Genomic DNA, 18086 nt, shown 5'->3' with positions numbered 1-18086 from the left:
GTGCAATATAGTCTATTTGGGTTCGGTTATAGGCTTTCCTGTCCAAACAAACGACACTGGTCGCAGTTCACTCGCAACCAGATGAGGGCAAGATGGCAGGTTCAGGAGTTAGCCGACGTGAAGTGCTTGCAGGGATCGCCGCCGGTGCGGCGGCGGGGATGTTCGGTTCACTGAGCAGCGCCAAAGCTGCCGTTTCCGAAATGGTCTGGGCGACCTGGGATTCCAACGGGCATCCTGAATACATTGCGGCCTTCGAGGCGCAGACCGGCGTCAAGGTAAAGCTGTCCTATCTCTCCAGCGAGGACGCGCAGTTCGCGGCGCTGAAAACCGGCACGGCTTCCGACTGGGACATGATCAATCCGTCGCTGAATGGAAGCTGGCGCTATATCAAGGCAGGCCTGCTCGAAGAAATCGACATGGCGAAGATCCCCAACGCCGCCAAGATGTACGACGTCTTCAAGACCACGCCCAAGGTTCTCGATGCCTCGGGCAAGCAGTTCGCGGTTCCCTATCTCTGGGGCCTCAATCCAATCGTATACCGAAAGGACAAGTTCGACAGCGAACCTGACTACACGACGTTGTTCAACGAGAAATACAAGGGCCAGCTCGCCATGCGCGACTATGCGTTGGAATCCATTGGCATCGCCGGTCTGGTCGCCGGCGTGCCGCGCGACAAGGTCTTTCTCATGGAGACCAAGGAGTTGGCGGAAGCCAAGAAGCTTTTGGTTGCGCAAAAGCCGCTGCTGCGCACCTATTGGCAGACGATCGGCGATCTCACCAATCTGTTTGCCACCGGCGAGGTTTCCTGCGCGTTTTCGTGGCGGGTTCCCTATGATGCGTTGAAAGACAAGCTGGCGATGGGGATGGCCAAGCCGAAAGCCGGCATTATGGGCTGGTGCGACTGCTTTGCCATGCCGGCCACGCTGTCTGCGGAAAAGAGCGAGATCGGCTACAAGTTCATCGATTATCTGCTTGGGGCGGAATTCGCGACCCAGATCGCTAAGATCGGCAACTATGCGACCACATCCTCGATCATCCGCGACGAATTGTCGAAGGAGCAGCAGCAAGCGATCTTCGTCGACGACATGGATGTGATGAAGTCGTTCATGTGGCCGGTCGCCCCGGAGAATTATTCCGAGTGGCTGAAGATCTGGAATGAAGTCAAGGCAAGCTGATCATGACGACGACGCCTGACATGACGGCCGATCCGTCAAGATCCGGGCTTTTGCTTTCGGCGCGCGGTCTGACCAAGAATTACGGCAGGGACCGCGCTGTCGATAGCGTCGATCTCGATATTCCGGAAAGGGCTTTCACTACCTTTCTCGGCCCTTCCGGATGCGGCAAGACCACGATCTTGCGCATGATCGCCGGCTTCGAGACGCCGGACGCGGGATCGATCGTGCTTGACGGACGGTCGCTTTCCGGCGTTCCGCCGGAGCGACGTCCGGTCAACACCGTATTCCAGAGCTACGCGCTGTTTCCGCACCTCACCGTATTCGGAAATGTCGCGTTCTCGCTGACACTGCGGCGCCACAGCAATGTCGACGTGGCCGCGCGCGTCAAAAGGGCTCTGGACGCCGTGCATATGGCGGAGTTCGGCGATCGGTATCCACACCAGCTCTCTGGCGGCCAGCAGCAGCGGGTCGCGGTGGCCCGCGCCATCATTGCCGAGCCGCATCTGCTGCTTCTCGACGAACCCTTGTCTGCACTGGACAAAAAGATGCGCGGGCATTTGCAAATCGAACTGAAGGATTTGCAGCGTCGCCTCGGTATTGCCTTCGTCTACGTCACGCACGATCAGGAGGAGGCCTTTGCGCTCTCCGACATCGTGGTTGTCATGAACAAGGGGCGCATTGTTCAAAGGGCTGCGCCGCTGACAATCTATGCCCGTCCTGCCAACGCTTTCGTTGCTGACTTCATCGGCGCGGCGGCACTCATTCCAGGCGAAATCGTCGATTGCGGCGGGGCCTCCGGATCGGCTGCGATCGATACGGCCATCTGCATCGTGCAATGCCCGGCAGTGGAGGGATTGGCGAAAGGGGATAAGGCAGTGCTCGCTATTCGGCCGGAGCATGTCCGTATTGGCACCGATGGCCTGAACGCGACGATCCGGCATGTGGTGTTCAAAGGAGATCGCTACCTTGTCGAGGCCGAGGTTAACGGTGTCATTTTGCGGTTCATGGCGGATAACCCGCTTTCGCCTGGAGCGAATGTCGGGCTCGTCGTCGATCAGGACCGCGCCTTCATCACGAGGATCGACTGATGGCTTCGGTTTTTCACCGGGCACAGCTCGCGGTGCCAGTCGCCTGCATTTTAATCCTCGGATGCGTTCTACCGCTTGCCGTGCTCGTGGTTTTCAGCGTCTTTGAGGTGGATCTCGATGCCTTCACGCTCGTTCCGGCCTTTTCCGGACAGAGTTGGGCGCAGATGTTTGCCAATCCGGTCTTCGCCTTTCTGATCGGCAAATCGGTCGTCTCGGGCGCGGGCACGGCTTTACTGGCGGCTTTGATCGGGTACCCGATCGCCGTCTCGATGACGCGGCTGCCCGTTCTCTGGAAAGGCATCGGCAGCATCGTCCTTTTGACGCCACTCTACACCGGCGAAATCGTCCGGATTTATGCCTGGCGGGTCGTTCTTGGCTCCGAAGGACTGGTCAACGCCGCTCTGAAATGGTTTGGCGTGATCGATGAGCCGGTGAAATTCCTGCTGTTTTCGCCGTTCACCACGCATCTCGTGCTTCTCTACAACAATCTGCCCTTCATGGTGCTGGCCATCTGGATCTCGGCGGAATTGATCGACAAACGGTTGATCGAAGCCGCACGGGATCTCGGGGCTCGCCCGATAGACGCGTTCTTCAAGGTCATCTTGCCTTTGACCACACCCGGACTGGCTGTCGGCGTCTTTACGGTCTTTGCACTCGCCGCCGGCGACATGATGACGCCGAGCCTTTTGGGCGGCACGTCGGGTGCGACCCCGATGGCCATGATCGACAACCTGTTCGGGACGGCGTTCGATTGGCCGCTGGCTTCCGCGCTGTCGCTCAGCCTTCTTGTCGTCCTGTTCGCCTTTGCCACCGGGTTTGTGACCATCCTGCTTCGGTTCGACGGCGCCCGCGCGGTCTTTCGACGGGGGGCACGATGAACCGCCTAGTCATCCTCACGCTCGGTCTTGCCGTGTGTTTCTTCTATCTGCCGATCGTCGTTCTTGGAATTTTTTCCTTCAACGCCGCAAGCACGATGGCCTTTCCGTTGAGCGGATTTACTTTCACCTGGTATGCCGATCTTTTCGGCAACGAAGCGTTTCTGGGTGGCTTCGTCACCAGTTTTCTGATTGCACAGCCCGTCGGTCTGCTCGGCGCGCTGATCGGGCTGATGGCAGCATTGGCCGTGACGTCGCCACGCATGAAGTTTAGGGCAGCATTCGCCATCCTGGTCCTCGTGCCCTTTCTGGTGCCGAAGACGGTGCTTTCCATTGCGCAGGCCATGCTCATGAGCTGGGTGGGATTGGGCCGCGGGGCAACCGCGCTCATATTGGCGCAGACTTTGGTCGTCATTCCCTTCACCACCACAATCCTTGCCGCCGTGATGGTCCGGCTCGACCCGCGGCTTGAAGAAGCGGCGCGGGATCTCGGCGCCACCCCGTGGCAGAGCTTCCGGCGTGTTCTGCTGCCACAGTTGAGCGTCGCGCTGAGTGCCGCCTATTCCATCGGGGTCATCTTGTCGCTGGCCGATCTGACCATCTCCATGTTCCTCGCCGGCCGCACGCAGCCCCTGTCGCTGATCGTCGCATCGGAATTCCGGCGCGAGCTGAAGCCCGACCTCAATGCCATGCAGGTGGCCGTCCTCGTGTTGACGGCCCTGATCGTGGCGATGACCGAAATCAATCGCCGACGTCGCCTGCGCGGACGTATGGCCCATATACGAGATGACCTATGATGATTGCCCCAATCGATGCGCTGCCCGTGACGCTTGACGACCTGAAGCAGGCAGCGCTTGCCGATCTTGCCGCCCTCGGCTACCCGAGCGCAGCATGGCTCAGCGACCTGCCGAGACCAGACGCGGCTGATATCGCCGATGCGATCATCGTCGGTGGCGGCCAGTCAGGCGTCACGATCGCGGCAGCCCTGAAGTGGGACGGGCTCCGGCGCATCCACGTCTTGGACAGCGGCGCGCCGGGCGCTGAGGGGCCATGGCTGACCTTTGCGCGCATGGAGGAATTGCGCACCCCGAAGACCCAGGTCGGCAACGAGTTCAACGTCGTCAATCTCTCCATCCGCCGCTGGTTCGAAACGCGCTATGGGCAGCAGGCCTGGACGGATCTGTCCCGCATTCCGCGAACAGACTGGAAGGCCTATCTCGACTGGTATGCCGACGTTTTCGAGATCGCCATCACCAATCATTGCGACGTCCTGGACGTCGCGCCGGAGGGCGATCTGATCGCGGTTACGACCCGCATCGGAGGCAGGATTGAAAAATCTCTGGCGCGAACCGTGGTGCTGGCCACCGGGTATGACGGCGCCGGCGCATGGCGGGTGCCGCCCTTTGTATCAGAAGCACTGGCGCCCGAAAAATTCAATCACACGAACGGTCCCGTCGATTTCGACGCTTTGAAGGGATTGCGCGTCGGCGTGCTCGGCCATGGCGCCTCTGCGTTCGACAATGCGATCAAGGCGCTGGAAGCCGGTGCTGCCTGCGTCGATCTCTGCTTCCGGCGCGCGCGCCTGCCGCGTACGAATCCCCACCGCGCGGTCGAGACGCCCGGCATGATGACGCATTATCCTGAGCTTTCCGAGACCACACGCTGGGATATCGCCCGGTTCTTTCGCAGCGTCGATCAGCCGCCGCCGGTGCGCAGTTTCGAGACCGCAATGCTCCTTGAAAATTTCAAGCTTCGTCCCGCAACACCATGGCTGGAGGTCTCTCAACAGACAGACGCGATCCGCGTCACCACCCCGGACGGTATTCTGGAGTTCGATCACCTGCTGCTTGCAACGGGGATGGATGTCGATCTCGCCGTCAGGCCTGAACTCAAAACCATTCATGACAAGGTCGCGCTTTGGGGCGAACGTTACACGCCGCAAGACGGCCGCGCGGATGCCCGGCTGGCACGGTTTCCCTATCTCGACGGGTTCTACGGGTTCATCCCGAAAGATCCGGATGAGACGTGGGTCAGCCGGGTATTTGCCTTCAACAGCAGCAGTTTCGTCAGTCACGGTCCGCACTCGACGTCGATCAGTGGGCACAAGCATGCCGTTCCACGGCTCGTGCGCGGCGTCCTGCGCCGGCTGCTGCTCGATCGGGAAGCGGTCATCCTGCCGGAACTGGCATCTTACGTCTCACCGGATCTGCCGATCGCCGACGACTTCGAGATCATGATAGCCGAGGCCAATCGGCAATCGGCAAGCTCTCAAGATACCGGCAAGCCGGCCATGCGGAGTGGCGCATGACGCATTCCCTTTACTGGGCCGATTATTCGACTGCGGATTTTGCGTCCCGCGATCTGAGCGAGACCGTCGTCATCCTGCCGATTGCGGCTGTCGAGCAGCATGGCCCCCATCTTCCCGTACAGGTTGATGCCGCCATCAACGCCGCCATCATCGATCGGATGGTGCCGTTGCTTGACGCAAACGCGGACGTCCTCATCCTGCCGGCATTCGGTGTCGGCAAGTCGGATGAGCACCTCGCCTATCCGGGGACGCTGACCATATCGGCACAAACCCTGCGGCTCGTCTGGCTCGATATGGCCAGAAGCGTGAAGCGGGCCGGCGTCCGAAAGATGATCCTGTTCAATTCTCATGGCGGGCAGATCTCGCTGATGGAGATGACCTGCCGCGATATCCGTGTCGAACTTGCCATCCTGGCGGTAGCCTGCTCCTGGTTCAGGATCGCGCCGGTCGACGATCTGTTTTCGTCCGCGGAAATCGTTCATGGCATTCACGGCGGCGATATCGAAACCAGCATGATGCTGGCCATCGCGCCGGAGCTGGTCGCCATGGACAAGGCCGAAGATTTCGTGCCGCTGACCGTCGACATCGAGCAGTCCGGCAGCCCGTTGACGGCGGAAGGCGCGGTCGGCTTTGGCTGGCAGGCGCAGGACCTTCATCCCGCAGGCGTTAGCGGAAATGCCGCCAATGCCGACGCCGTCAAAGGCGCGCTGGTGCTTGACCGGGCCGCGGCAGGTTTGGTGCGCCTCATCGAGGCGACGCGCAAATTCGACATGGCGAGGCTCACCTCCGAAACCCGCTTTTCGGTCATGAGATAAGCATGCTGGCACTCCGCGACATCGAAACTCTTCGGATGCGCATGGCGGACGGCGTTCATCTCGCCGCCGACGTCTATCGTCCCGTCGGCCCGGAGAGCTATCCCGTTCTGGTGATGCGCCTGCCCTACGGGCGAAAGGTCGCCTCGACGGTCGTTCTGGCCCATCCCGCATGGTATGCGGCGCATGGTTATGTCGTGCTGGTGCAGGACGTTCGCGGCCGGGGCGATTCAGAGGGCATTTTCAGGGTTCTGGAGGATGATGTTGCCGACGGCGCGCAGACGCTGGCGCTGGCGGCCGATCTTGCCGGCGGCAACGGCATGGTGGCAAGCTATGGCTTCAGCTACCACGGCATGAACCAGTTCCTGGCCCTTGCCGGCGCTCGAAAATCCGGCGGGAAAGTGCCCGATGCGATGGCGATCGCCATGGCGGCTTTTGATGTGCGCAATCACTGGGCATTTGAGGGCGACGGGTTCCGTCTGCAGTCCAATCAGATGTGGGCGTGTCAGATGGCCGTCGAAAATGCTCGGCTGGCCGACGACCTCGATGCCGCCCATATGTTGCATGCCGCTTTGCCTTCTCTGCATTCAGGCGCGGTTTCGGCACGGCCGGACGTGTTGAAGCAGACATCGCGATACACGCATTATCATGACTGGCTTGCCGATGATCCGTCCTATTGGCGGACAAGGTCGCCGCAATCGCTGCTTAAGGGCGTGACGCTCGACGTCCCCGTCCTGCATGTCGGCGGATGGAACGACATTATGCTTGAGGGCACCTTCGCCGCCTTCGAGGCATTTTCCGCGAGTCGCAATCTGCAGCGGCTCTCCATCGGACCGTGGTCGCATATCCCCTGGGGACGACGGGTCGGGGCATTGGATGCCGGAGCCGACGCTGCAGACGGCATCGACCGCGAGATCGTCGCATTCTTCGACGAGGCGCTCAAAGGCCGCGAGAATCCTTACCCGAAGGTCCGGCTCTACGATGTCGTCAAAAAGGCCTGGGCCGGTTTCGAAAGCCTGCCCACAGCCGAGACGCTGGTGCTTCATCTCTCATCGGGCGGCCGGGCGGCCGCGACGAGCATCGATGGAACGCTTGCCGAGAAGGCGGGGCTAGCGAGCGCCGATTATCTCGTCCACGATCCATGGCGGCCGGCCCCGAGCGTCGGGCTGCATCTCGGCACGCCGCCGGATTTTGCCGACCGGGCCGCCATCGACGACAGGGCCGACGTGTTGGTCTACACCTCCGATCCGCTCGACCGGCCGCTCCTGCTGACCGGAGCCCCGAAAGTGGACCTCTTCGTCACCGCCGACAGGCCGAGTTTCGACCTGGATTGCACCTTGAGCATGCTCACCTCTGATGGGGCCGCCATCAGCGTGACGTTGGGACATAAAACCGTAAAGGACGACGGCGCAGGATCGCCGGTTTCCTTCGCGCTGCGGCCCGTCCACGTAACGGTGCGGGCGGGGCATTGCCTGCGTCTATCGATACAGGCGGCGTCGTTTCCCGCTTTCCCCGTCAATCCGGGCACCGGCGCACGCCCGCAGGACGCGGCCGTAACGGATCGGCTGGTCACGACCCTCGTGCTGCGGTCAGGCGATGGTTACCCCTCCACCTTGCGATTGCCGGTGATGCGGCAGGCCGATGCGAAAGACAGCCAATCGCATACGGTAGAGGAGAACGGGCATGAGCCCTGATCACGAAAGCCTTCTCAGATTGACCTTCGAGATTGCGCACAGCGCCACAGCGCATGGCAATATGCCCTTCGGCGCGCTTCTGGCCGGTCCCGGCGGTGAAATTCTTCTTGAGGAAGAAAACGGATATTTCCCCGACCTCGATGCAACGGCCCATGCCGAGCGCCTGTTGGCGACGCGTGCCTCGAAGCTCTATCGCGAGCCGTTTCTGGCGCGGTGTACCTTGTACAGCTCGGCGGAACCCTGCGCCATGTGCGCCGGCGCCATTTATTGGGTCGGTATCGGCCGGGTCGTCTATGGCCTTTCCGAACAAAGGCTGAAGGCCATGACAGGGGATCACCCGGACAACCCGACAATGGATTTGCCATGCCGCGATGTGTTTTCGGCGGACCAGAAAAGCATCGAGGTCATCGGACCCTTGATGGAGACGGAAGCGGAAGCTGTTCACCGGGACGCCTGGCAAACAACGGTGTGAATGCAAGCGGGCATTCCGTTTTCAACGAGGAGTTTAGATCCATGGTACGAAAAGAAAGCACTTCGGACGAACTGAAAACGCTGCTGGCCGACATGCCGGCATGGGGTTCTGAATTTTCGCGCACATTCGCCAACCATGCTCCGATGGTCCTCGTCGCGCTGGACCGGATCGGCGGCGGGTCGGCTCAGCTTCGACGGTTCTTCCATCACTACAGAGACGCCAAGCAGCTTGCGCCCTTCGCCCAGCCATTGAGGCGCTTGGATGGCAAGAGCTGGAAAGCCGCCATCGGAATGCGTGAGCGTGAGCCCGATCTGCGCGTCTTCTTTGCCGGCGAGGTGACGCGGCTCGGAATACATGAGGCACTGGAGCTTTATCTTCCCGATCTTGCCAACGGCATTGGCGCCAGCGCTTTTCACGCGCTGATGCGGGCGGCCTACGGGGTACTTCGCGCCGACGAGACCGATGTCGCCATTGCGCTCGCCTACTGGAGCGCCACCTACCTGCCGCTTCCCGAAGCAAAAGGGACGCCGCCGATCACGCACGAGCCGGCCGAAGTCTTGGCCATGACCGCTGCGATCAAGCCCTTGCATGGCATGCAGCTTCACGACCTTCTCTGGCAGAACATGCGTGACGCCGGCAACGTGCTCGAATTTGCGCCCGTCGTCGATTGGCTCGACATCGGGCCGGACACGATGGAAAAAATGGCGGCGACTGCGCTCGCCATATTTGCAGCAACCCAGCATTTCGCCGCATTGCACATCATTACAGGGCTGCACTGGATCCGTCTCCTTGAGCCGCATTGCGATGAGGCGACCCTCCATCGGATGTTGCGGGTGTTCTGGCAGGGGATCGCCGCTCTGATGGGCGAACTCGGGTTTCCCGAGATGCCGGACAGAATGGCAGTCGATCGCTGGCGTCATATCCAGGCGCCGGATTGGCCCGAGATGCATGCGATCGCCGCGCAAAGCTACGACGAGCACGATATCAGTCTCGCCTTTTCCGCCAGCGAGGAAATGAAAGTCTATGGCGACCCGCTCTACCGCGTCGTGGTCGCTCGCCGCCTCGGATTGATCGGAGACTACACGAAATGAGCCTTGGAGAGCCGATGTCGGGTGACTGCATCATTGAAGCCGGAACCGTGCTGTGCGGTATTTTGCCTGACGGCACCATGTCCATGCGCCACGACGTGGGCCTCCGTGTCGCTGGCGGCATGATCGCGCAGATCGGGCCTCTTGCCGCCGTTGGCTACGGCAACGACCATCTTGCCCGCTTCGGATCTCCCGACATGATCGCCATGCCGGGGCTGGTCAACAGCCACCACCATTTCGGGATCACGCCCCTGATGCAGGGTGTGCCCTTCGCGCCTCTGGAACTATGGCTGCCGCAGTTCCGGGCGATGCGGCAGGTCGATGTCCGGTTGGATACTCTCTATTCAGCGATCGAGATGTTGGAAAGCGGAACGACGACGGTGCAGCATATCAACAGCGGACTTGCGGGCGCACCCGAGAGCTGGATGGCGACGGCCGACGCCACGCTCAAGGCCTATACCGATATCGGCATGCGGGCCGGCTTTTCCTTCATGATCCGCGATCGCAATATCCTGACCTATGACGAAGACGCCAAGGCCCTGGCCACCCTTCCCGAAGCCGTTCGCAACTGGATCGCCCCCAAACTCGACGCGTCGAATATCCCGATCGCAGACCTGATGACATTTTATCGCGCGCTCAGGGAAAGCTGGTTCGACGCACGTCCTGATCACGTCCGCTTCAATCTCGCCCCCGCCAATCTGCACTGGTGCACCGACGAATGCCTCCAGACGATTTTCGAGACGGCCCGCGAAACCGACGCGCAGGTCCATATGCATCTTCTGGAGACCGAGCGGCAATCAAGCTTCGCCCACAACACATTCGGCCACAGCGCCGTCCAGCATTTGAAGGCACTCGAATGCCTCGGGCCAAACGTCACGCTTGGGCACGGCAACTGGATGAGCCGCGCGGATCTCGACATCGTAGCCGATTGCGGCTGCAGCATGTGCCACAATGCCTCATCCGGCCTGCGGCTCGGCAGCGGCATCGCTCCCGTCAACGAAATGCGCCGTCGCGGCATTCCGATAGCGCTCGGCATAGACCAGTCCAACATAGCCGACGACCGAGACATGACGCTGGAAATGAAACTGGTCTGGGCACTGCACCGCGAAACGGGCCTGTGGAACGACCGTCCCGATGCTGGTGCCGTGCTGCAGATGGCGACGGAACATGGCGCCAAAACCGTCGGCTTCGGCGGCTTTACGGGCCGGCTCGAACCGGGTCAACAGGCCGACATCGTGCTGATGGACCGACGCAAGATCGAAAGGCCCCGCATGAGCGCGCGGACGCCGGTGGCGGAGAGCGTTTTGCATCGCGGCGGACGGCATGCCATCAGCCAGGTATTCGTCGGCGGCCGTCTGGTCGTCGATGACGGAAAGGTCATTACGATCGACCGCGAGGCAGTGCTCGCGGAAATCGCCGAACGGCTAAAACATCCCGAAACCGAAGGGGAAACAGCAACCTGGGAAGCGATTGATGTCCTTCTTCCCCATCTTGAGGTATTTCACCGAAAGTTCACGACGACAGCCGGGTATCGTCCCTATCGATACAATGCGATGGCGGACCAAGAGTAGGCGCCGATCGTTTCAAAAGATCTGCGAAAAGCAGGCTTGGCCGTTCACTGCATCGTCTGGGAGCCTGTATCCATTCTCGTCCACAGCGTTGCCTCGATGCAAGTCGGCCGTACACAATCGGCGCTAAGGATGCAGATGCAGCGGTAGGAGAAAGCTAAGGTACGCGGTCGTAAATAAGCCTCGCCACATTCGACCGCCTTGAACGGATGGGAACCCTCGGCACCTCATTTCTTGCGCCGAAGTTCATGATTTGGTTTCAGCGATTTAGCAATCAGCTTGGTCAGGAGGTCAGCGCATTGTTGAGGTCATGCAACCCGACCAGCAGCATCATCGGGTCGGACGGGGAAGGCAGGAAGCCAACCGCTTCGTAAAAGGCTCGTGCGTCATCCGAGATCGCATGGACTAAAACGCAGCGAATCCCAAGTATCTCGGCGGCATTGATCAAGCGCAGACCTGCGTCGCGCACTAACGCCCTGCCGAAACCACGTCCCTGATAGGATTGATCAATGGCAAGACGTCCAAGCACGGCGACTGGTATCGGATCAGGCATGTTCCGCCGGAAACGTCCCGATGCTTCCGATTGCTTTACCGCGCCGGAAGCGAGCGCGTAGTAGGCGATGACGCGGTTGGCCTCACACACGACGAAGGTACGCGATGCGCCGCTCGCCTGATTGGCGCGGGCGCGGAGACGCAGCCAATCATCAAGCTCAGGGACACCAGAATGGAATTCGGCTAGCTCGTGATGATCAGCAAGCGGCGCGGGTACGCTTACGGTCACGCCTCATCCCACGGCGCTTTGGTCGACATAGTGCGTTTAAGACGATCATTGGGCTGTGTTGGCGCATCGAGCCGGGCCAGATACTCTGCGTAGACTTCGGCGCTGACAGTGAAGATCGTCCGGTCAAGTAGTACTTCCTCGGCACGGCGCTCGGAAGCCTCCAGCATGAAATCTGTACGTGTCTTGCCTAGCATCTCAGCGGCGCGGTCAATCAAGTTGCGCGTCGCAGGCTTGATGCGCATATTCAGCGGCACGCTTGCGTCCGGGCTTTTGCTCGTGTGTGAGGTCGGCATGGGAAGCTCCTGTCTACAAGGACCATATAGCGTAACGACATCATCTTTACAAGGATCGTAAAGATGATGTCGTTACGCGAGCAATCGGCGGCTCGAATGCGGCCTTTCCGGAGCAGACCCACAGCCGATGATCGATCCACCTTTTTACCAACGGCCATCTGGGGGCGCTAAAACCAATCTTGGCGTTTTCGTGAGCCGAGTGCCTCCCTCTTTATCGACGACCACCGTTTCGCTGAAGCCCAGGCCTCGAGCTGTAGCATAAAGGTGAAACACCATCCCCTCCTCCAGAACCCAATTGGATGTCGGCAGGAAAACCCTCGAAAAGTCGCTGGTACGCGGCGTGCGGGTATAGAGGCCGAGGGTATAGGCGGTGACGTTTTCGTAGGTCGGTCGCAGGCCCGTGTCGAGGGCACCTCGGCGCATAATCGCGTCCACGTCTCGCGCTAGGGCGCCCGGCTTCATCGCCATAATCTGCCGATCCTGCAGCTCAACCAGCTTTCCGGCCGTAGCGGTAAGTTCCGCGGAGGGCCCACCCACGACGATTGGCCGCATCATCCGCGCGCCTTAGTTTCTGACGCGCGGAACGAGTTCGACATGCAGGACGTCGCCTTCCGTTGATCGTTTCGGTCTTAAACGCACCGTGCAGAAACTCGTGGCTGCCGGTGGCCTTGACGACGGAGCCCACTTCCCCGGTATCAGCACCTTCACGCAGGAAGACCTGCGAGGCGATTGCCGCAGCATCGCGGGTGGTCATTCCCGGACGAGCCTGCCTTGCAACCTCCAGCATCGCCTTGTCGGCGATTGGAGATGCTTGGCGAAGGATGGCAATCTCCTCCTCCGACTTGACCCAGCGCAGGCTGTCGCTGAGCCCCGGCATGGGAATGAAGCTCGCATTCGGTAGCAGCACCGAAAGCCGCATGAACGTCGCAGCACTCATGCTGTAGGAATTGGTATCGAGGCCGATGCGCGCACCGGCAAATCGGCGCTCGCGGATGCTTGCCGCGACGGCCGCTTGCGCTTCGTCGGTATCGGCGAAGCCGACCACGTCGGAAATCCAGCTCTTTTCCCGGCACGGCGCCTCGTCCAGCGCCCGCAGTGCAAACCAGGCGTCACCCTCGCGCGGCAAAAAGGCGGCCCGGTACATGGTTTCGGAGACGGTGTAGCCGGTCAGCCAAGCCAGCAGCTCGCCGCTATCGACGAGCAGCAGATCGACGCCGGCGGATGCCATGGCATCCCGGGCGCATGCGATACGGCGATCGAATTCCGCCCGGGAGAACATAGTTAGGCAACCTCGCAGATATCGAGGATGGTCAGCATGTAGACGCGGATCATGTCGAGATAGTCGACGATGTCGACACGCTCGTCTGGCATGGTGTTGTAACGACCGCCGGGGCCACAGACGATACCTTCCATGTCGAGTTCCTTGTAGAGATGGCCGGCATCAGTACCGTAGAAGCGGGTCGGCGTGATCGCGCCGGTCGGCTGTTTTTCGCCGCGCACGGCTTCATAGGCCGCGTTGATGGATTTGACGATGCGCGATGTCGGCGAGACCTCGAAGGGCGGCATAAGCGGGCGACCCTCGATCAATTCCGGAACCAGCTTTGCCTTGAGGCCGGGGAAGCGGCCTTCGAGGGCCGCCAGTTCCTTTTCGAGATCGGCCAGCACGCCCTCCTGCGTCTGCCCCGGCGCATAACGGCACGAGCCCTTGAGGCGGACGAAATCTGCGACCTGCGGCGGACGCCATTCTTCGAGGGTGCGCCCGAGAGCACCATGGACGACGCCGACATGGCCGCGGTTGATCGACCGGTGCACGTCGCTCCTGGCGCCGCTGAAGGTCATGGCGTTGATGCGCGGGATGATGTCGCAAGCCGCGGCGATCGCATCGACGGATTCCTCGCGCTTGGAGAGATGGCGCGTGTCGCCGGTCAGTTCGATGACATAGCTGAGAGCTGCCGCATGCATGGTGACGGCGACGAGATCGCTCGGTTCGCTGTTGATAAAATAGTCCGCCTTGACGCCGTGTCTGATCGCCGCAAGCGTGCCGACACCGCCCTGCAGTTCGCCGACCACGAAGGTCAGGACAACGTCACCCTTGAGCTTGACGCCGGCATCGAGCAGCGTCTTGACCGCGCAGAAATAGGCAGCATCGCCGGCCTTCATGTTCGACACGCCGATACCGTAGATGAACTTGTCATCGACGAGGCCGGCATAAGGATCGACCGTCCAGCCTTCGGTGACCGGATTGGTGTCGAGATGGCCGTTGAACAGCAGGCTCTTGCCGCCGCCGGTGCCCCTGAGGCGTCCGATCGTGTTGAAGCGGCGGCCTTCGTCGAATGGCTGTAGTTCGGCTTCGACCCCGATCTTTTCCAGTTCGCCGGCCATGTAGCGCGCAAGGTCACGCTCGCCATCGGTTTCCGAATGGCTCTTGTGCTGGACCATCTTCGATAGGAAATCGAGGCAGGCCTTTTCGTCGATCCGATCCACCAGGGATTTCGGGTCCATTGTCATACTCCTTGATGCATTGTCATAGGTATTCCCCGGCCGCCCGCGGCACCGCCTCGATCAGGCGGCGGGTATATTCGGCCCGATCCTGGCTATCGATGTCTGCGGCCGGTGCGATCTCGACGAGATTGCCGCGATACATCACGGCGATCCGGTGGGCGATCTGGCGGATAAGGTTGAGGTCGTGGGTAATGAACAGGTAGGCGGTGCCACTGGCCTTCTGCAGCTCCAGGAGCAGTTGGACGATGGACGCCTGCACCGATACGTCGAGCGCGGAAGTGATCTCGTCGCAGATCACCAATTTCGGCTTGGAAGCAAACGCACGGGCGATCGCCACGCGCTGTTTCTCGCCACCCGACAGCTGATGCGGATACCGCTGGACATGGGTGCGCGGCAGGCGCACCTGCTCCAGCATGTCGCCGACCTTCTGGTCGAGATGAGACGCGTCCCCGAACAGCTTTAGCGGCCGCGACAGGATCTCGCTGATCTTCTGGCGGGGATTGAGCGAGGCGTCGGGATGCTGGAAGATGATCTGCACGTCCTTGCGATAGGCATTGTCCATGTCGCCAAGGTTCCTGATCTCGCGACCGTCGAACCAGATCTTGCCCTCGAAGCGGTTGAGACCGGTCATCGCCTTCGCCAGGGTCGATTTACCGGAGCCGGATTCACCAACGACGCCGAGAATTTCCCCCGGATTGATGCTAAGGCTGATGGCATTGTTGCCGGCAACGCGTTCGGTGGCGCGGCCGGTCAGCGCTGCCAGAAACGGCTTGCGGCCATAATAGACGCTAACGTTTTCGACACGCACCAGCGGCTTGTCGGTTTCAACGACGATGTCGCCGACCAGCCTGCGGGCCGGATCGGGAACCGCCGCGATCAGCTCGCGGGTATAATCCTGCTGCGGATTGGCAAAGATATCGCGCACCGCGCCCTGCTCGACGATTTCGCCGCGACGGATGACCGCGACGCGGCTGGCCGTGCGCGATACCAGCGCTAGATCGTGGGAAATGTAGAGCGAGGCGACGCCCGTCTCGGCCTGCAGTTCCACGAACAGGTCGAGGATCTGGCATGAGGTGATGACGTCGAGCGCCGTCGTCGGTTCGTCGAAGATGATGCATTCGGGATTGCACGCGAACGCCGATGCGATGACGACGCGCTGCTTCTCGCCGCCCGATGCCTCGTGCGGCATGCGGTTCATCATCGCGGCCGGTGTCTTCAGACCGACGCGGTCCAGCATCGCCTCGCCTTCCTTCCAGGCCTGCTGCCGTGTCAGCCCGCGGTGACGGACCAGCACCTCGGCGAGCTGGGTGCCGAGCGACAGTGTCGGGTTGAGCGACGTGCTCGGATCCTGGAACACCATGCTGATGCGCCGGCCGCGAAAGGTCTCGATCTGGGCATCGGTCTTTTCGAGCAGGTTCTCGCCACTCAGCAGTATGCGGCCGACCGGTTCGCGGGCGTTCTTGGGCAGATAGCGCATGATCGACCAGGCAAGCGAGGTCTTGCCGGAACCGGATTCACCGACCAGGCCGAGGATCTCGCCTCGGTGGACGGAGAGGTCGATGTTCTTGAGCGCATGGAAGACGCCGGAGGCCGTGTCATAATCTAATGAGTAATTTTCGATCGCGAGAACCGGAGTTTCTGGTTTTGTCGTCATGGTGGTGGCCTCAGGTTCGCGGATTGAGGGCATCGCGAAGACCGTCGCCCAGAAGATTGAAGCCGACGGCGACGATGGCGATCGCAGCACTCGGACAGATCAGGATGCCGGCGGAGAGATGCATGTAACGGCGCGCCTCCGAGACCATCAGGCCCCATTCGGCAGCCGGCGGCTGGGCACCGAGACCGAGGAAGCTGAGCGTCGCAAACAGCATCACGGCAAACGACACGCGGATGGTCATCTCGACGATGATCGGCGCAATCACGTTGGGCAGCATTTCGCGACGGATGATGTAACCCGAGCTTTCGCCACGGGCGATCGCCGCGTTGACATAGTCCTGCTTGCGAACCGAAAGCGCCACGCTGCGGGTAATGCGGGCCATGCCCGGAGCAAAGGCGATGGCGACTGCCACCAGCGCGTTGACGGTGCTGGAACCGAGCAGGTTCACAACCAGAAGCGCAAACAGGAGGCTCGGGATCGACATCACGGCATCGATGGTGCGCATGATGAACTCGTCGGCACGTCCGCCGAAAAAGGCGGACGCGGTGCCGATCAGAGCGCCGACCAGCGTGCCGCCGATGGTGGCGAGAACCGCCATGACGACCGTTGCGCGGGCGCCGATCAGGAGGCGGCTGAAGATGTCGCGGCCATACTGGTCGGTGCCGAGCCAATAGGCGGCACTTGGGCTTTTGTAGCGGGCGAGCGGTGAGATCGCTTCCGGATCATGCGGGGCGACCAGCGGGCCGAACACGACGATCAGCAACACAAGCGCGACGAGGAACAGACCTATGGCGCCCTGCGGCGTCTTCAGGAGACGTTTCAAGAACTCAGTCATACTGGATCCTCTTGTCGAGCCAGGCATAGAGGATGTCGGCAATGAAATTGACGATTGAATAGGTGGCGGCCATGATCAGCACCCCGGCCTGGATGGCCGGCAGGTCGCGCGCCTGGATGGCGACGATCAGCTGGCGGCCGATACCGGGAATGGCGAAGATTTCCTCCACCACGATGACGCCGCCGAGCAGATAACCGACGTCGAGCGCGACGATGGTGATGGTCGGCAAAAGCGCGTTGCGCAGCGCATGACGGCGCAGCACATGTCCGCGCGACATACCCTTCAGCCGGGCGGCGCGGATATAGTCGGTATGCAGCACATCGACGAGTTCGGAGCGCACCATGCGCGAAACGTGGGCTATCAGGATGATCGAGATGACGCAGACCGGCAGCACGAGATGGGCGAGGCCATCGGGGAAATTTTCCGTCAGCGGCACGTAACCGGTCGGCGGCAACCACTTCATCCAGTCGGCAAAGACGAGAACGGCGATTGTCGCCGTCACGAATTCCGGCAGAGCGACACCGGCATAGGAGATCAGACTGACGACCATATCAGCAATCTTGCCGCGGCGGACCGCGGCGATGATGCCGAGCGGAATCGCAAGCACCAGCATCAGGCCGATAGAAAGCACTGCTAGCAGAAGCGAGCGGCCAAGCGCTTCGAACATAACCGGGCCGACGGGCTGACCGGTGCGCAGCGAGGTGCCGAGGTCGCCCTGCAGGACATGCCAGATCCAAGTGAGATATTGCTGCCAGACCGGCTGGTCCAGACCCATGGTCTGGCGCAACGCGTCGAGCGCATTCTGTGTGGCGTTCTCGCCCAGCATCATGACTGCAGCATCGGCCGGCAGGATCTGAGTGATGGCGAAGACGATGAGCGATACGACTAACAGCGTGTAGACGATCATCACCAGCCGCTTGGCTATGTAGTTCGGAGACAGG

The 18086-nt window shown here is 61.1% G+C and carries 18 protein-coding genes; 10 read left to right on the top strand and 8 right to left on the bottom strand.

The window, feature by feature from the left end; all coding sequences use genetic code 11:
• Nucleotides 1-92 precede the first annotated feature (92 nt).
• The 10 genes from ELH03_RS35370 to ELH03_RS35325 are packed head-to-tail and all read left to right on the top strand — an operon-like array spanning nt 93 to nt 11083.
• A complete protein-coding gene (locus tag ELH03_RS35370; protein WP_233943377.1) occupies nt 93-1175 on the top strand; it encodes an ABC transporter substrate-binding protein in 1083 nt (360 codons plus the stop codon).
• 2 nt (nt 1176-1177) lie between these two features.
• Nucleotides 1178-2263, top strand: a complete 1086-nt coding sequence (locus tag ELH03_RS35365; protein ID WP_128402209.1) for an ABC transporter ATP-binding protein — start codon at nt 1178-1180, stop codon at nt 2261-2263.
• On the top strand, nt 2263-3141 hold the full coding sequence (locus tag ELH03_RS35360; protein WP_128402210.1) for an ABC transporter permease: 879 nt from the start codon (nt 2263-2265) through the stop codon (nt 3139-3141). The genes ELH03_RS35365 and ELH03_RS35360 overlap by 1 nt, the downstream gene beginning before the upstream one ends.
• Entirely contained in the window at nt 3138-3935 is a 798-nt protein-coding gene (locus ELH03_RS35355) for an ABC transporter permease (protein ID WP_128402211.1), read from the top strand. Before ELH03_RS35360 ends, ELH03_RS35355 begins: the two co-directional genes overlap by 4 nt.
• Nucleotides 3932-5446: an NAD(P)-binding domain-containing protein gene (locus tag ELH03_RS35350; protein WP_130767541.1), complete on the top strand. Its 1515-nt coding sequence runs from the start codon at nt 3932-3934 to the stop codon at nt 5444-5446. Before ELH03_RS35355 ends, ELH03_RS35350 begins: the two co-directional genes overlap by 4 nt.
• A complete protein-coding gene (locus ELH03_RS35345) occupies nt 5443-6261 on the top strand; it encodes a creatininase family protein (protein ID WP_128402213.1) in 819 nt (272 codons plus the stop codon). Before ELH03_RS35350 ends, ELH03_RS35345 begins: the two co-directional genes overlap by 4 nt.
• A gap of 2 nt (nt 6262-6263) precedes the next feature.
• The gene (locus ELH03_RS35340) at nt 6264-7952 is read left to right on the top strand and encodes a CocE/NonD family hydrolase (protein ID WP_130767540.1); all 1689 of its coding nucleotides are present in this window, start codon (nt 6264-6266) and stop codon (nt 7950-7952) included.
• Nucleotides 7942-8424: a nucleoside deaminase gene (locus ELH03_RS35335; RefSeq protein ID WP_130767539.1), complete on the top strand. Its 483-nt coding sequence runs from the start codon at nt 7942-7944 to the stop codon at nt 8422-8424. Before ELH03_RS35340 ends, ELH03_RS35335 begins: the two co-directional genes overlap by 11 nt.
• A 41-nt stretch (nt 8425-8465) precedes the next feature.
• Entirely contained in the window at nt 8466-9515 is a 1050-nt protein-coding gene (locus ELH03_RS35330; protein WP_128410206.1) for a questin oxidase family protein, read from the top strand.
• Nucleotides 9512-11083 carry an amidohydrolase family protein gene (locus ELH03_RS35325; protein WP_128402217.1) on the top strand — a complete coding sequence of 524 codons (1572 nt, stop codon included), beginning with the start codon at nt 9512-9514 and terminating at the stop codon, nt 11081-11083. Before ELH03_RS35330 ends, ELH03_RS35325 begins: the two co-directional genes overlap by 4 nt.
• Before the next feature lie 280 nt (nt 11084-11363).
• Here the strand turns inward: ELH03_RS35325 and ELH03_RS35320 are convergent, their stop codons facing one another.
• The 8 genes from ELH03_RS35320 to ELH03_RS35290 form a co-directional block, all read right to left on the bottom strand.
• Entirely contained in the window at nt 11364-11861 is a 498-nt protein-coding gene (locus ELH03_RS35320; RefSeq protein WP_130767538.1) for a GNAT family N-acetyltransferase, read from the bottom strand.
• Nucleotides 11858-12154, bottom strand: a complete 297-nt coding sequence (locus tag ELH03_RS35315; protein WP_018494987.1) for a type II toxin-antitoxin system TacA family antitoxin — start codon at nt 12152-12154, stop codon at nt 11858-11860. Before ELH03_RS35315 ends, ELH03_RS35320 begins: the two co-directional genes overlap by 4 nt.
• Before the next feature lie 144 nt (nt 12155-12298).
• Nucleotides 12299-12706 carry a M24 family metallopeptidase gene (locus ELH03_RS38590; protein ID WP_261319826.1) on the bottom strand — a complete coding sequence of 136 codons (408 nt, stop codon included), beginning with the start codon at nt 12704-12706 and terminating at the stop codon, nt 12299-12301.
• Complete coding sequence (locus ELH03_RS35310) at nt 12642-13382, bottom strand: M24 family metallopeptidase (protein WP_246798819.1); 741 nt, start codon at nt 13380-13382, stop codon at nt 12642-12644. Before ELH03_RS35310 ends, ELH03_RS38590 begins: the two co-directional genes overlap by 65 nt.
• Before the next feature lie 53 nt (nt 13383-13435).
• Nucleotides 13436-14656 carry a M20 family metallopeptidase gene (locus ELH03_RS35305; protein ID WP_128410209.1) on the bottom strand — a complete coding sequence of 407 codons (1221 nt, stop codon included), beginning with the start codon at nt 14654-14656 and terminating at the stop codon, nt 13436-13438.
• Between the two features lie 22 nt (nt 14657-14678).
• Nucleotides 14679-16310 (bottom strand): dipeptide ABC transporter ATP-binding protein, encoded by a 1632-nt coding sequence (locus ELH03_RS35300; RefSeq protein WP_130767537.1) that lies wholly within the window; start codon nt 16308-16310, stop codon nt 14679-14681.
• A gap of 10 nt (nt 16311-16320) precedes the next feature.
• Nucleotides 16321-17145 (bottom strand): ABC transporter permease, encoded by an 825-nt coding sequence (locus ELH03_RS35295; protein ID WP_130767536.1) that lies wholly within the window; start codon nt 17143-17145, stop codon nt 16321-16323.
• Nucleotides 17138-18085: an ABC transporter permease gene (locus tag ELH03_RS35290; protein WP_105009197.1), complete on the bottom strand. Its 948-nt coding sequence runs from the start codon at nt 18083-18085 to the stop codon at nt 17138-17140. The genes ELH03_RS35295 and ELH03_RS35290 overlap by 8 nt, the downstream gene beginning before the upstream one ends.
• Between the last annotated feature and the right edge of the window lies 1 nt (nt 18086).

This window comes from Rhizobium beringeri (assembly GCF_004306515.1).
Lineage (GTDB): Bacteria > Pseudomonadota > Alphaproteobacteria > Rhizobiales > Rhizobiaceae > Rhizobium > Rhizobium beringeri.
This window is presented reverse-complemented; position numbering and strand designations above follow the sequence as displayed.